This is a genomic window from Paenibacillus sp. GCM10027628 (assembly GCF_042676385.1).
GTDB lineage: Bacteria > Bacillota > Bacilli > Paenibacillales > NBRC-103111 > Paenibacillus_E.
The window spans coordinates 932995-947036 of sequence record NZ_JBHTHA010000002.1 but is presented as its reverse complement, the minus strand read 5'-3'; the positions used below and the strand labels follow the sequence as shown (position 1 = coordinate 947036).

Genomic DNA, 14042 nt, shown 5'->3' with positions numbered 1-14042 from the left:
CACAAAATATGGAAAGTGTTGTATGATTACATGAGAATGAATGCCGGAGGTTGGCTGATGTCAAAAAGAATAGGGATTATTGTAGGTAGTTTGAGGGAAAATTCGTTTAATCAAATGATTGCGAATACGATCCCGGAACTTGTAGATTCCGCAGAATATGAATTCATATCTATTGCGAATCTTCCCTTGTATAACGCGGATTTGGATCATGGAGAAGGGCCGGATCCAGTTGTGCATTATCGCGAGCTGATTCAACAGACGGATGGCATCATTATCGTTAGCCCGGAGTACAACTCAGGAATACCGGGTGTACTGAAAAATGCACTGGACTGGGCATCGACACCAACTAAAACAGCCGTTCTCATTCATAAGCCTGCAGGTGTGATAGGTGCAACGCCTGGCGCAAAAGGAACGATTCTTTCACAGCAGCAAATTAGGCAAACGTTGGACGCCACCCAGTCATATGTTATGCCCGTTCAAAAAATGTATATATCTCAAGTGATGGACAAGATTGATTCAAATACTCGTAAGCTCACAGATGAAACGACACGCAAATATTTGCAGCGTTATGTACAATTATTTATGCAATGGATTGACCAGGTACAACGGCTGAATGAGTAGTAAGGATACTAATCTAATATATATGGAGGCTATTATGGGTAAAATTGCGGTTTTTGGATTTGGACGTATCGGAAGACAGCTCCTTCGGGCGGCATTGCAACAAAATTTGTTTGTCCCTTTTTCCATCTCAGATATTAAAGATGAAGCTACGCTTGCCGCGCTTTTTGAAGTGGATACAAATTACAAGCGTTGGCATGAGAATGTATCAGCCCATGAAGGCGCAATCGTGATAGGTGACCGGGAGATTCGGTATTTAAATTCGGCCAGTGAATTGCCAAATTGGGCTGAGTTGGGCGTTGACCTGGTTATTGATTGTACCGGACGCGCCGTTACGCGACAGGTAGCTGAGCTGCACTTGGAGCGCGGCGCCAAAAGGGTGCTTGTCAGCGGTCCGAGCAAAACCTTAGAAGACTGCGACGCAGTATTACTTAAAGGAATCAACTTAGAAAGCTTCGATCCGGAAAAGCATAAAATCATTAGCATGGCGAGCTGCACGACCAATGCACTTGCACCGGTAGTCAAATTGGTCAGAGAAAACTATGGCATTCAATACGGCTTATTCTCCACAGTACACTCGTATACGAACACGCAATCGTTAACGGATCAGCCTATGAAGGACCGCCGGGATTCATGGGCGGCTGCCGAGAACATCATTCCGTCGTCCTCAGGTGCAGCCAAAGCCCTGAAATTCATTTGGAACGACCTGCAAATCACAGGCAAAGCTTACCGTATTCCAACCCGTACCGGAAGCATCGCGGAACTTAATCTGATAACGGAAAAACGGTGCACCGTACAAGAGATTAATGATATGTTTCGAGAAGCCTCAAGAGAAGGCGAGTTAAAGGGCGTTCTTGATGTTTTGGAAGGGGAGTGGGCCTCGTCCCGTATCGTAGCTGATCCACATTCCTCGATTATTGACTTGCCTCTAACCCAAGTACAAGGTGAACTATTATCCATCGCTACCTGGTACGATAATGAATGGGGGTATGCTTCGCGGTTGGCTGAAGTAGCCGCCTATCTTGCAGGAAAATCATAAGCTAGACTATTGATGACGGATTAGATGCATCTCGGGATGTATGAGCTGAGCCAAATGGAGCGGCAAATACATTCTCGGGTGCATTTTTTTTCGTGAAGCGGGGCTCTAATTATTCCTCCCGATAGCGGCATCCTGTAGGTTGCGTTTTCCAATTCTCAGCGATAAGCCGAAACAGATAAGAAGAATGATAGATGCGAGCGTATACGGGTAATTGATATTCAAATCGAATAAAAATCCGGCTACTGCAGGCCCCGCAATATTACCGAGACTTGTAAAAGCTGAGTTAAGACCGGCAACATAGCCTTGCTGATCCTTGGTCAGCATCGAGATCTGGGTACTGATGGCCGGGCGCAATATATCGGTCGCCAGAAATACAATGAAGGTAACGGCAAAAATGAGCCAGAATTTGTGAACGAACAAGGTCATAAGAATAAACACTCCGGCAAAAAGAAGGCAAATTGAGATGACTCGTTTCTGGCCAAAACGGTTCAGAATCCAGCTGAAGGCTGAAACTTGGACAACAGCGCCGGCTATTGAGCCGAACGTTATGATAAAGGCAATATCTTTAGGCTCAAACCCAAATTTATGATCAACAAAAAGTCCAAAGACAATTTCAAAATTGGCCAGTCCGAAAGACATGACAAACACGATAATCAAGCTTAAAAAATAGGGCTCGCGATAGGAGTACTTCAATTGAAGAAGAAAACTGCTCTGTTGTTTCGCAGAGGATGGAAGATCTGTTGACTTTTCTTCTACAATCAGAGACTCCTGCAGGAGAAACAAAGTGATACAGGCTGCGATAATCCCCGCTATTGCTGCGGTATAAAAGGGGACGCGGATACCAAATTCGGCGATATATCCGCCAATGCCAGGCCCGATAATAAAACCTGTTGTGATGGCTGCGTTCATAAAGCCCATACCGGCAGCGCGTTCTTCTTTCGTCGTAACGTCTGCCGCGTAAGCCATTACGGCCGGCATAATCAATGCGGCACTAATGCCTCCGAGCAACCTTGAGACAAACAGCAACCCCGGGTGACTGGCTATCCCGAACAGTCCTTCAGACAAAGCAAACACGACCATGCCGGTGACAATCAATCGTTTTCTTCCGAACGAATCAGCCAATCGGCCGGCTAGCGGCGAAAAAAGAAGTTGTGTCAGCGAAAAGGCTGCAACCAGCAGGCCGAGTATACTGCCGGTAATGCCTAAATTCTCCATAAACTTAGGCAAAATCGGTATGACCAGGCCGATCCCGGTAAAGACTAAAAAAAGATTTAACATCAGGAGCAATACGGCCCCCCGATTTTTTAATAATAACGCCATTTCTTACTCCTCCTTAACAATAAACAAATACATACTGAACATTCATTCTAGATAATGATAAAAAAAAGGCTAGCCGGATGGTTTGCCAATACCATGCAAAAACACATCGATAGCCAACCGGTAAGCCGCCAGCGCTTCCTCCCTTTCCATTCTTCGAGCGTGCCCACTTACTCCGAACAGCAGACTGTCCAAGATAATGGCGAGTCCGTTAACATTCGTGATTTCAAATTCACCGTTGTCGACTCCCCTCTGCAGCAACTGCCGGTTAAAGTTAAGATAGCCTTTGACCATCTCGTTAATACGCTCTTCCACGTCCGTTGCCTTCTCTGAATTGTTGAAAAACTCATCAGCGGCTTTGATCAGCGGATGATTCAATTGATCGAGTGCCATATGTTCGGCCATTCCGTACAATTTTTCGATCGTAGTTGGGTAGATCGGTTCCTTGGCGAGCCAGGTTTCTTCCCACTCCCGGTTCCATTCTTCAATTAAATATAAAAACAGCCCTTCTTTGCTCTTGAAATGATAATAGATATTGCCGGCGCTGCAGCCGGTTGCTTTCACGATATCTTCGATCGATGTGGCCTTGTAGCCTTTTTGCACAAACAAACTTCTGGATGCATCGGCTACCTTCTTTTTCGTCTGCTCGCTTTGCAGCTTCTTTTTATTCATTCATGCATCACCACTTTTCAGACTGATATACTGAACGTTTATTCAGTATTTTATAAGATAAAAACAGACTTCGCAAGTTCAATCTAAAAAAAAGCGGCAAGCAGGCCTCGCTCCTTATACTTGTTTCCCTTCACTTAATACCCAATAGAGCAGTTGATTAAGCCTCTCCTCAGAAAAATCTGATTCTTGAATGATGTACTCTTCTTCAAATACTTCCCCAGATAAATGATTTGGATTCGTTACAAGTTGATCATCGAGCCCTCTTAATTTCTTAGGTTTCATACATACCTCTCCCTAATATTCATGACTACAGAAAGAGAGAACAAAAAAACCTTCTCTCATACGGAAGAAGGTCGGTTGCACTATTAGCTCTACCAGATCAAAGTGCCCATGTAAAGATCTGGTTTCATCGCTCCCTTATTTAGTTTTATTAACTAAAATTATACAACATTTTTTGAAGTCATCAAGGTAATACCTTTAAAAACTTCTTGCACCTTACGTAACGTCATGTTTTATACTAAAGACACCGGTAAACAGCTAGCACCAAAGAAAGGAGGGGATTATGCAACAGGATTGGAAAGTAGGGGATCTTGCCAAATTGACCGGACTTACAGTCCGTACTTTGCGGTTTTACGATCAGATTGGATTATTTTCACCGTCAGGACATTCCGAAACCGGTCATCGGTTGTATAACGAAGCCGATATCAGACGGCTGCAACAAATTTTGTCTCTTAAAGACTTGGGCTTATCGCTTGAAGAAATTCAGTCGGTGCTGAAAGGTCATTCGTATACCCCGTCTGACATCGTGGCTATTCAGATTGAACGGGTCCGGAAAAATATAAAAACCGGTCAGAAGCTTCTGGCCGAACTCGAACGGTTGGCCGAACGAATGAACCGTCAGGAGCCGCCTTCAATTGGTACATTTATATCACTCCTGGAAACGATGAAGATGAGCCACGAAAAGGATATCATTGAACACCGGCTGAACTGGGAACGCCATTTCGATCTACTTGGCGATTTTCTAAATGATAATTAGACATGAGATCTCTTGGAGGAGGATTTACTTATGAACGAACGATTTACGACTCACTCTACATTCCAAATTGAGCGCATTTACCGTGCATCTCAGGAACGGGTGTTTGCGGCATGGTCGAACCGGAACGCCAAAGCGCGCTGGTTCCAGCCTGCCGAGGAATTTGACTTCCGCGTCGGTGGACGAGAAATTAGCAGGGGTGGCCCTCCAGGCGGACCAGTTTTTACATTTGATGCCTCTTACCAGGAAATCGTTCCCAATGAACGTCTGGTATACACATATAGTTTGGACCAAGGAGAAACCCGGATGTCGGTTTCCATCGCGACCATTGAATTTAAGCCGACCAACGATGGCATCAAATTAATATTTACAGAACAGGGAACGTTTTTCGACGGCCACGATACACCGGAACAACGTGAGCATGGAACTAAGGTATTGCTGGATCTTCTCGGAAAATCCCTTGGCGAAAGTAACGCAGAAACCTTTGAACTTGTGTCTCGACGCAAATTCGATGCCCCTCGAAATTTGGTGTATCGGGCTTGGACGGAACCGGAACTCCTCGCCCAGTGGTGGGGACCTAACGGTTTTACGAATACTTTCCACTCTTTCGATTTAAGACCTGGGGGCATTTGGGAATATACAATGCATAGTCCTAACGGGGACAACTATCCGAACCGTAGCGTTTTTCATGAAATCGGTCCCGACCGTATTGTGCTGAGGCATGAATCCAGACCTCACTTTATTCTATCTGCTACTTTCGAGGACGTAGACAATGGAACAGAGGTTACTTTTCGGCAGACTTTTGAAACAAGTGAAGAATACATTAAGCTCAAACCAATTTGTGAAGAAGCGAATGAACAAAATTTAGACAGGCTCGGTTCGCTCATAAAGAGGCTTTCCGAATAGGTTATGGGTTTATTAATAAAAGGAGGGCAACCCCAATTTTGGGACTGCCCTTTTTTGCTATCATCGTCCTGCAATTTCGATTTTCGTTTTAGTTACGTCTGAAGACGGAGATGCATTTCATCCGCCGGATGGTTCAGACGCGCCGATCGATCCCATATAATGAAATCGATAAGATGCTGAAGGAATCGATCAAATTTTAAAGGAGATACTTTTATGATGAAAAACATACGAAAAAACAAGGATGTCGGTATTTATGGCTTAACTGCAAAGTGGTATGATAAGAATTCTCGCAAAAGCCGAATGACTCAAATGCAACAATATGCGAATGAAGTTGCATCTTTAGTCAGCAAAAGTGCAAATATTTTGGAAGTTGCACCTGGGCCGGGTTATTTATCGATTGAACTCGCCAAGAAAGGGTTTAACGTTACAGGAGTCGAGATAAGTCCAGACTTTGTGAAAATTGAAAAAAATAATGCAAAAGAAGCAAATGTTTCAGTTGATTTTAAAGAAGGTAACGCATCTAATTTACCATGTGAAGATAGCTGTTTTGATTTTATTATTTGCAGTGCTGCATTCAAGAACTTTAAGGATCCGGTAAAGGCGCTGTGTGAAATGTATCGAGTGCTGAAAGAAAGCGGAACCTCCCTAATCATTGACATGAATTATGAGGCGACTTCTGAAGATATTAATAATGAAATTAGAGAGACAGGAATGCAAGGATTTGACAAGCATTTTGTGAAATTTGCATTTAAAACTTTCCTAAAACAAGGTGCTTACACAAAAAGAGATTTTGAGGCACTTTTAAAAGAAACTCCTTTTAAGAACTACAATATCAAACAAGAGGGTATTAGTTTATTTGTCTATATTTATAAATAAAAGGGCGTATAAAAACACTGCCGAAATATCTCGGCAATGTTTTTGCTAAATGGTCCTAATATTTTAGCTAGGCGCGTTATTCAATCGTGTTTTTCGTGGCCTTATACATATTTTCTACGTATTCGTCGACTTCATCTCGTGACATGCGTAAGCGATTCACAGAAGTACCATATCCAATTTCCTTTTTACCCTCTTCTAATCCTTTGAAAATTCCATCTGCGAAGGCATCTAATGGTTCTCCCTGATTTTGTAACCCATATCCACCTAAATCCGTATTCACTGCCGGAGGAGCTACTTCAATTACTTCAACAGACGTTTCAGACAGTTGGTGTCTTAGACTCATTGTAAATGAATGAAGCGCCGCTTTCGTTGCTGAATAAATAGGAGCAATCGCAAACGGTGTAAAAGCTAACCCAGATGTAACGTTAATGATAGTCGCCTCTTCTTTTGCTGCAAAAAATGGAGCGAACAGTATAGCGAGATGGAAAGGTGCTTCCATGTTGGTTGAGATTTCTTTATTGAAATAACTCCAATTGTTCTTCGCATCCGCTTTTAACACATTAAAGCGTTGTTGGATCCCTGCATTGTTAACTAACACATTCACTTCTGGATAGTTCACTGTTACCCAATCAAACAACGCTATACGTTCGGATTCAATATCCAAATCACTTACACGAGTAATAAGGTTAGGGAATTTTTCTTTCGCATTTTGAATTACATTTTCACGTCGTCCACAAACAATGACTTTATTTCCAGCTTTTATAAAGCGCTCTGCAAAAGCTAATCCTATTCCAGAACTTCCGCCTGTAATAAGTATTGTATTTCCTGAAAGCTTCATTATAGTTCCTCTTCTCCATTATTTTTGTTCTTTTCTTTCCTGAATGCGTTTGGTATAACGTGTAATTTTTACGTCAATTTCATTTAAGGATTCTGTCATTAGCGAAATTTCAGCTAGCACAGCCTGCTTGTGATTCTTCATCATTTCAAGTCGGAGTTCAGTGGTGTTATCTCCTTCTACTACCCAATCAACATATTGCTTGATACTACTTATTGGCATGTGCGTATTTTTTAAATAAATAACAATTTCAAGGAGCGTAATTTGATTTTCTGAAAATAACCGCCTCCCAGCTTCATCACGCTCGATTAGTGGTAGTAGTCCTTTTTTTTCATAATAACGTAGCGTTGAATCTGGAATATTGAATATGGTTGAAGCTTCGCTAATTGAACAATACTTCATCTGGAGGCCTCCAAATTTTATCTTTCATTGTCGACAGGAATATGATACGACTTAAACCATAGTTTAAGTCAACAAAAAATATTTTAGTTTGTCGAAGGAATAACAAATGGCGTTGACCGGGCAGTTTAGCCTATCTTTACACGTTACAATAAAAGGTAATGAACGTTTTCTGACGAATATTTTTTACTTAGAGGTGCTTCTTCGCTTAAAAGAGAGAGCTTCCCTCTGAGCCTCTAAAAAGGAGTGTGAAGATATGAAAAATATTTGGAACTGGGCTGGCAACTACAGGTATAGTACCTCTGAACTCCATATTCCCACAAGTGTGGAACAAGTACAGGAATTAGTGACTCGCAGTAAGCAAATAAAGGTTCTTGGCACACGGCACTCGTTTAATAGCATCGCCGATTGTGCCGAAAGCCTTCTTTCACTTCAGAACCTTAACCGAGTGATAGCTTTAGATACTGAACAAAATAAGGTAACTGTTGAAGCCGGAATCCGGTATGGAGAGCTATGTGAATACCTTCATGACCATGGATATGCGCTTCATAATTTGGCGTCTCTGCCGCACATAACCGTTGCCGGTGCATGCGCTACGGCTACGCATGGTTCTGGTGATCGGAATGGCAATCTTGCTACAGTGGTTGATTCTATGGAAATCGTTCAGGCGAATGGGGGCAAGGTCGTATTCTCCCGCGAGCAACATGATATCGCAGGTTCAATTGTTGGACTTGGAGGATTGGGCGTAGTCACTAAAATCACACTGGATGTGATTCCAACATTTCAAATGAGTCAGCATGTTTATGATAATCTGTCTCTAGTGCAACTAAACGATCACTTTGACGATATTTTTTCCAGTGCTTATAGTGTTAGCCTATTCACCGATTGGAAGAATGCGAATTTCAATCAAGTATGGCTAAAGCGGAAACTAACCGATCAAGTCTCTGATCAGGTGGCACCTGAGTTTTTCAGCGCGCGATTAGCAACTTCACCTCGGCATCCAGTGCCAGGACATACAGCGGAGAATTGCAGCGAGCAAATGGGCATCGCGGGACCATGGCACCGGAGATTGCCGCACTTTCGCCTGGATTTCACTCCGAGTGCTGGAGAGGAGCTGCAGAGCGAGTATTTCGTGCCGCGGCAAGATGCCTATCAGGCATTGAATGCGCTTAATGGAATACGTGAGCATATCTCGCCACACCTTTATGTTTCTGAAGTTCGTACCATTGCAAAAGATAATTTGTGGATGAGTCCTAATTACAATCAGGATTCGGTTGCGATCCATTTTACATGGAAACCGAATTGGGAGGCGGTCAAACAAGTGCTGCCGATTATCGAAAAGCAACTTGCGCCTTTCCAGGCTCGACCGCATTGGGGGAAGCTGTTTACCATGCAGCCCGCTCAGTTGAAGCCGCTATACGAGAAGCTGCAAGACTTCCGAGAACTGCTCCTTCATTGTGATCCGCACGGAAAGTTTCGTAACGATTTTTTGAATAAATATTTGATGGAGTAATTGGTTCCTAATTCTATTTAGTAAAACTTTATGTAAAAGTTAGAGAATGGTCTGGAATAGTTTTACTCGGTGGAAAATAAAGGAGAGGGGCAAGATAGCCCCTCTCCTTTATTTAATTACGGCCACTTTTACCGTTTCAAACCAGGATAGTACCTTTATCCGGCAATATTGTGCTACCTTTTCACAAGTTTGGCTAGATGCAATGTAAGCGCTTTTTTAGTATGATTTAGTAAAGTGAATTCCCTAAAAATTTCCTTATGAAAGGACTGATTGAAGATGAAAGTGGAAAAACACAGCATAGACTTCATCCCTGAAAATGAGCGACATGGCAGCCCGAAAAGTTTATTTACAATTTGGTTCGGCATTAATATGCAACTAGTCCCCGTGGTGACTGGAGCATTAGCAGTGCTAATCGGATTAAATCTATTTTGGAGCATTGTAGCCATTGTTGCCGGTAACCTCATTGGCGCGATTTTCATGGCGTATCACTCTGCACAAGGTCCACAGCTAGGGATTCCCCAAATGATCCAGAGTCGGGCGCAGTTCGGTGTAATAGGAGCAATTCTGCCTCTCATTCTGGTACTCATTATGTACATTGGCTTTGGTTCGACGGGGGCCATTCTTTACAGCCATTCATTAACCAATATGATTCCTATGCCATCAACAGCCGCGATCGTGATTTTCAACTTGATCACTTTTGTGATTGCGGTATATGGTTATGATTTAATTCACTCTATCAATCGGTATCTTTCCATTGTCTTCGCAGTCGTGTTTTTAGTGCTTACAATTCTTGCGCTGAAAATGCCCATGCCTGCTGAAGCCTGGTCGATCGGCCATTTTAATGCGCCAATATTTTTCTTAGTACTGAGTATCATGGTAACATGGCAGATTACATATGCCCCATATGTTGCTGATTATTCCCGCTATCTGCCAGCGAACACGCCGACTAAGCAGACATTCTTTTATACATATGCCGGGACCGTAATCTCTAGCGCATGGATGATGATCTTTGGAGCAATAATGGTAACTTTGTTTAAAGATTTTGAGGGAAATCCGACACGAGGACTTACCGAATTAGTCGGCACAAATTTCTCAATCATTATTAATCTTATAATCATTTTGGGTGGTATTGCTGCTGCGCCAGTGGGCATTTATGGCGGTTTTATGTCTCTTATAGCTACTTTGGAACCGATTACAAAGCTTAGCGGAACACCGAAAACCCGGTTTTGGCTCATGTTTCTTATAACGGCGGTTTGTACGGTAGTCCCAATTGGGGCTCAAGATAACTTCATGCATTTCTTCTCTGATTTCTTACTATTACTGATGTATTTTATGGTCCCTTGGACATCTATTAACCTGGTAGACTTTTACTTCTTGCGGAAGAGCCATTATAACGTTAAAGCTATATTCGATATCAACGGTGAGTATGGTAAATATAACTGGATCGCAATTCTGGCTTATATCATTGGTGGACTTGTGGAGGTTCCTTTTGTAAGCTCCCCGCTTTACGAAGGTCCGATTTCCAAGTATTTAGGCGGAACGGATCTGGCTTGGATTGTTGGCTTAATTGTATCCGCAGTGGTTTATTACTATCCAATGAAACGTACGCTTAATGACAGCCCCCAAGATATTCTTCGTAAACTTGATTTGTAATCGGACTTTGTAAATTTTGGAAAGGGGTTCTTATCATTGAAAACAGAACAATCTCAAACACTAAACGAACTTGTACATTTAGTAAAAAATGATGTGATTACATGGAGGAGATTTCTTCACCAAAACCCTGAGTTATCTTTCCATGAAGAAAAAACGTCACAATTCGTTTATGATACGCTTCAGTCGTTCGGCGGATTGGAGGTTTCTCGTCCAACCAGAACGAGTGTGATGGCTCGTCTCATTGGTAACCGACCGGGGAAAATATTGGCTATCCGGGCTGATATCGATGCATTGCCTATTCAAGAAGAAAATGAGTGTGATTTTACGTCCCAAACACCTGGAGTTATGCATGCTTGCGGACATGATGGACATACGGCTATGTTACTGGGAACAGCGAAAATTCTTGCAGGTCTAAAAGAGCAAATCACCGGTGAGGTACGGTTTCTGTTCCAACATGGCGAGGAAACACACCCGGGTGGTGCCGGAGAGATGGTAGCAGCAGGAGTTATGGAGAATGTAGACAACGTAATTGCAATTCACCTGTTACCCCAGATTGAAGTCGGTAAAATTGGGATCATTTACGGTCCTATGACGGCTTCATCGGATAATTTTAATCTTACCATCCACGGCAAAGGCGGGCATGCGGCATTGCCTCATCAAACCATTGACAGCATCGCAGTAGCTGCACAGGTTGTGACGAATCTGCAGCACATTGTTTCTAGGTGCAATGATCCTCTAGATAGCACGGTCATTTCAATAACTAAGTTTGCAGGCGGTACAGAATTTAGCGTCATTCCAAGTTCTGTAGAGATTGTCGCTTGGATACATACATTAAATCCCGAGTTCCGTAAAAGCCTGCCTGCCCTTCTGGAGAGAGTGATTAAAGGGATCACGGAAGCTCATGGAGCAACTTATGAATTCCAATTTGTTTCCGGTTATGACACCGTTATTAATGATGCGCAGGTAACTAAAGTTATTGAGGAAACCGTATGCGAAGCGTTTGGCAGGGAAGCTCTTGAGCTAAGAAAACCGATCTTGGCCGGTGATGACTTCTCCGCGTTTCAACGGAAAGCACCGGGAACTTACTTCTGGGTAGGGTCCGGGAATCAACAAAAGGGAATTACTTATCCGCTTCATCATCCACAGTTTGCAATTGATGAGGATGCTCTGGAAAATGGTGTGAAAATGTTCGTTCATTCAACATTTAAATTACTGTCACAATAGGGAGGATAACCAAAATGGCAAGAACCCGGTTGTTTCAAAGAGTGCTGGACGCCGTCTCGATTGCCTCAGAGTCATCCAAGAGAGGTATATCCGTCGAAAAAGTTAGTGAGGAGAGAATGCAACAAGCCTTCTCACGGAGGGAGTTTCTGAGAAAGGCAGTGACGATCGGAGCGATCGCTGCCATTCCGAGTTCGTTTTTGCGCTTTGGCAATATCGTGGCAAATGCAGCTGCAACACCACGGATTGCAATTGTCGGTGCAGGGTTGGCTGGACTTACATGCGCGTATCGGTTAAAACAGGCAGGTCTGATCGCTCAGGTATATGAAGCATCAAGCCGCATTGGCGGCCGTTGTTGGACACGTCGCGGAGATTTTGCTAACGGACAAATTGCGGAACACGGCGGGGAATTGATCGACCAGAATCATACGGATATTCTGCAACTCTCGCAAGAATTGGGATTGAACGTTGATGATGTGTTAAATGCGGAACCACCGGGTACAGAGGATTTCTATTATGTTAACGGTGCGCGTTATAGCCTTGCTCAATTTTCTAATGATCTGCAAGCAATTTGGCAACAAATTCACAGTGATTACTCGAAAGCGGCCTCCACGCAGTACAACAACTATACGGCGCGTGGTTGGGAATTGGATCACATGTCAGTTAGAGACTGGATTAATCAATACGTGCCGGGCGGTGTGAACTCAAATTTGGGGAAACTGCTGGATCTTACTTATACCAACGAGTTTGGAGCGCCTTCAACCGAATTAAACGCTCTCAATCTCATCTGGATATTAGGACCACTCGGGCCCGGGCAACCGCGCATTCTGGGGAAATCGAACGGGAAGTATCATGTCCATGGAGGCAATGACCAGATTCCACAACTTCTTGCCCAGAAATGCTCCAATCAAATTTCGACCGGTTATGAACTGATTAGGATTAAGAAAAATAGCGACTCCACGTATACGCTTACCTTCAAGGTAGGTATCGGCACCCAGGACGTAATTGCTGATCACGTAGTGCTTGCCCTGCCGTTCTCCATTCTGCGTAACTCCGTAGATTTCAGTAATACCGGCTTCAGTCAATTGAAACAAACGGCCATAACCCAATTAGGGATGGGAGTCAATGCAAAGCTGCAATTACAATTTACTGAGCGTTCATGGTATAACTTGGGATGTACGGGTGGATCATTTTCTGACACCGGTTACCAAGATACCTGGGAGGTCACTCGTGCGCAAGCCGGATCAACTGGTATTTTGGTTGAATTTGCAGGTGCTGACGTCGCGACAAGTTTGAACAGTGGGACTTTGAACTCCCAGGCAATCAAATTTCTTCAGCAACTGGAACCTGTGTTACCAGGCATTACAGCCAAGTGGAATGGGATGGTCACCCTTGACTATTGGCCGGGTAATACGTATTCAAAAGGCTCATATTCCTACTATAGAGTCGGACAGACAACATTGTTTGCAGGCTATGAGGGTGTACAAGAGGGGAATTGTCACTTTGCCGGTGAGCACACTTCTTCCTCATTTCAGGGCTTCTTAAACGGCGCTGTAGAAAGCGGACAACGTGCGGCTAGCGAAATTATCGCGGTAGCATGTTCTCGCGCGTCGGCACCGTTAACGGTTTAACACGCTATGAGACCGGATTGAATGTTCCCGAATCAGGAAGGAGGTATCCTTTATGGGTGCATTATCCCCATGGCATATTGTTTTGATCGCAGCTGTTGCGCTGCTTCTGTTTGGACCGAACAAGCTGCCCGAGCTCGGGCGCGGCTTTGGCAAAATGTTCCGTGAGTTCAAAAGTGCGACAACCGGCTCAGCCGATGATGAAACGCAGACACCGCGCAATGAAATCGATACAGGTAAGTGATATGATTTTGTAAAAAGCGGTTGAGCAGGGTGTAATACCTGACCAACCGCTTTTCTTGGTCAGCTTCCGTATATTTTATTAAGTTCAT

15 protein-coding genes, 1 pseudogene and 1 riboswitch are annotated in these 14042 nt (G+C 43.6%); of the genes and pseudogenes, 11 read left to right on the top strand and 5 right to left on the bottom strand.

Annotated elements, in window-relative coordinates; all coding sequences use genetic code 11:
- Positions 1 to 57: 57 nt before the first annotated feature.
- A complete protein-coding gene (locus ACFQZT_RS05185) occupies positions 58 to 621 on the top strand; it encodes an NADPH-dependent FMN reductase (RefSeq protein WP_379297218.1) in 564 nt (187 codons plus the stop codon).
- Between the two features lie 34 nt (positions 622 to 655).
- Complete coding sequence (locus ACFQZT_RS05180) at positions 656 to 1657, top strand: type I glyceraldehyde-3-phosphate dehydrogenase (RefSeq protein ID WP_379297216.1); 1002 nt, start codon at positions 656 to 658, stop codon at positions 1655 to 1657.
- Between the two features lie 105 nt (positions 1658 to 1762).
- On the opposite strand, the gene ACFQZT_RS05175 is transcribed toward ACFQZT_RS05180, so the two are convergent.
- The 3 genes from ACFQZT_RS05175 to ACFQZT_RS05165 form a co-directional block, all read right to left on the bottom strand.
- Positions 1763 to 2977: an MFS transporter gene (locus ACFQZT_RS05175; protein WP_379297214.1), complete on the bottom strand. Its 1215-nt coding sequence runs from the start codon at positions 2975 to 2977 to the stop codon at positions 1763 to 1765.
- A gap of 69 nt (positions 2978 to 3046) precedes the next feature.
- Positions 3047 to 3646: a TetR/AcrR family transcriptional regulator gene (locus ACFQZT_RS05170; RefSeq protein ID WP_379297212.1), complete on the bottom strand. Its 600-nt coding sequence runs from the start codon at positions 3644 to 3646 to the stop codon at positions 3047 to 3049.
- A gap of 114 nt (positions 3647 to 3760) precedes the next feature.
- Positions 3761 to 3928: a hypothetical protein gene (locus tag ACFQZT_RS05165; protein ID WP_379297210.1), complete on the bottom strand. Its 168-nt coding sequence runs from the start codon at positions 3926 to 3928 to the stop codon at positions 3761 to 3763.
- A gap of 60 nt (positions 3929 to 3988) precedes the next feature.
- Positions 3989 to 4072: riboswitch (cyclic di-GMP riboswitch) on the bottom strand.
- Between the two features lie 136 nt (positions 4073 to 4208).
- Between ACFQZT_RS05165 and ACFQZT_RS05160 the strand changes: the two genes are divergently transcribed.
- From ACFQZT_RS05160 to ACFQZT_RS05145, 4 genes and pseudogenes are all read left to right on the top strand, one after another.
- Positions 4209 to 4682 (top strand): MerR family transcriptional regulator, encoded by a 474-nt coding sequence (locus ACFQZT_RS05160; protein WP_379297208.1) that lies wholly within the window; start codon positions 4209 to 4211, stop codon positions 4680 to 4682.
- A 30-nt stretch (positions 4683 to 4712) separates the two neighbouring features.
- Positions 4713 to 5141 (top strand): annotated as a pseudogene (locus ACFQZT_RS05155) (SRPBCC family protein); the annotation flags it as partial.
- A gap of 30 nt (positions 5142 to 5171) precedes the next feature.
- Complete coding sequence (locus ACFQZT_RS05150; protein WP_379297971.1) at positions 5172 to 5585, top strand: SRPBCC family protein; 414 nt, start codon at positions 5172 to 5174, stop codon at positions 5583 to 5585.
- 213 nt (positions 5586 to 5798) lie between these two features.
- Complete coding sequence (locus ACFQZT_RS05145) at positions 5799 to 6461, top strand: class I SAM-dependent methyltransferase (RefSeq protein ID WP_379297206.1); 663 nt, start codon at positions 5799 to 5801, stop codon at positions 6459 to 6461.
- A 76-nt stretch (positions 6462 to 6537) separates the two neighbouring features.
- Here the strand turns inward: ACFQZT_RS05145 and ACFQZT_RS05140 are convergent, their stop codons facing one another.
- Both ACFQZT_RS05140 and ACFQZT_RS05135 read right to left on the bottom strand, forming a co-directional pair.
- The gene (locus ACFQZT_RS05140; protein ID WP_379297204.1) at positions 6538 to 7299 is read right to left on the bottom strand and encodes an SDR family oxidoreductase; all 762 of its coding nucleotides are present in this window, start codon (positions 7297 to 7299) and stop codon (positions 6538 to 6540) included.
- A gap of 18 nt (positions 7300 to 7317) precedes the next feature.
- Positions 7318 to 7698, bottom strand: a complete 381-nt coding sequence (locus tag ACFQZT_RS05135) for a MerR family transcriptional regulator (RefSeq protein ID WP_379297202.1) — start codon at positions 7696 to 7698, stop codon at positions 7318 to 7320.
- Between the two features lie 253 nt (positions 7699 to 7951).
- Here ACFQZT_RS05135 and ACFQZT_RS05130 point away from each other — a divergent pair, with 253 nt between their 5' ends.
- The 5 genes from ACFQZT_RS05130 (at position 7952) to ACFQZT_RS05110 (ending at position 13954) form a co-directional block, all read left to right on the top strand.
- Entirely contained in the window at positions 7952 to 9208 is a 1257-nt protein-coding gene (locus ACFQZT_RS05130; RefSeq protein ID WP_379297200.1) for an FAD-binding protein, read from the top strand.
- Between the two features lie 276 nt (positions 9209 to 9484).
- Positions 9485 to 10861: a purine-cytosine permease family protein gene (locus ACFQZT_RS05125; protein ID WP_379297198.1), complete on the top strand. Its 1377-nt coding sequence runs from the start codon at positions 9485 to 9487 to the stop codon at positions 10859 to 10861.
- Between the two features lie 36 nt (positions 10862 to 10897).
- The gene (locus ACFQZT_RS05120) at positions 10898 to 12085 is read left to right on the top strand and encodes an amidohydrolase (protein ID WP_379297196.1); all 1188 of its coding nucleotides are present in this window, start codon (positions 10898 to 10900) and stop codon (positions 12083 to 12085) included.
- A gap of 14 nt (positions 12086 to 12099) precedes the next feature.
- Positions 12100 to 13713, top strand: coding sequence for a flavin monoamine oxidase family protein (locus ACFQZT_RS05115; protein WP_379297194.1), 1614 nt, complete (start codon positions 12100 to 12102; stop codon positions 13711 to 13713).
- Between the two features lie 52 nt (positions 13714 to 13765).
- On the top strand, positions 13766 to 13954 hold the full coding sequence (locus tag ACFQZT_RS05110; protein ID WP_379297192.1) for a twin-arginine translocase TatA/TatE family subunit: 189 nt from the start codon (positions 13766 to 13768) through the stop codon (positions 13952 to 13954).
- Positions 13955 to 14042 lie beyond the last annotated feature (88 nt).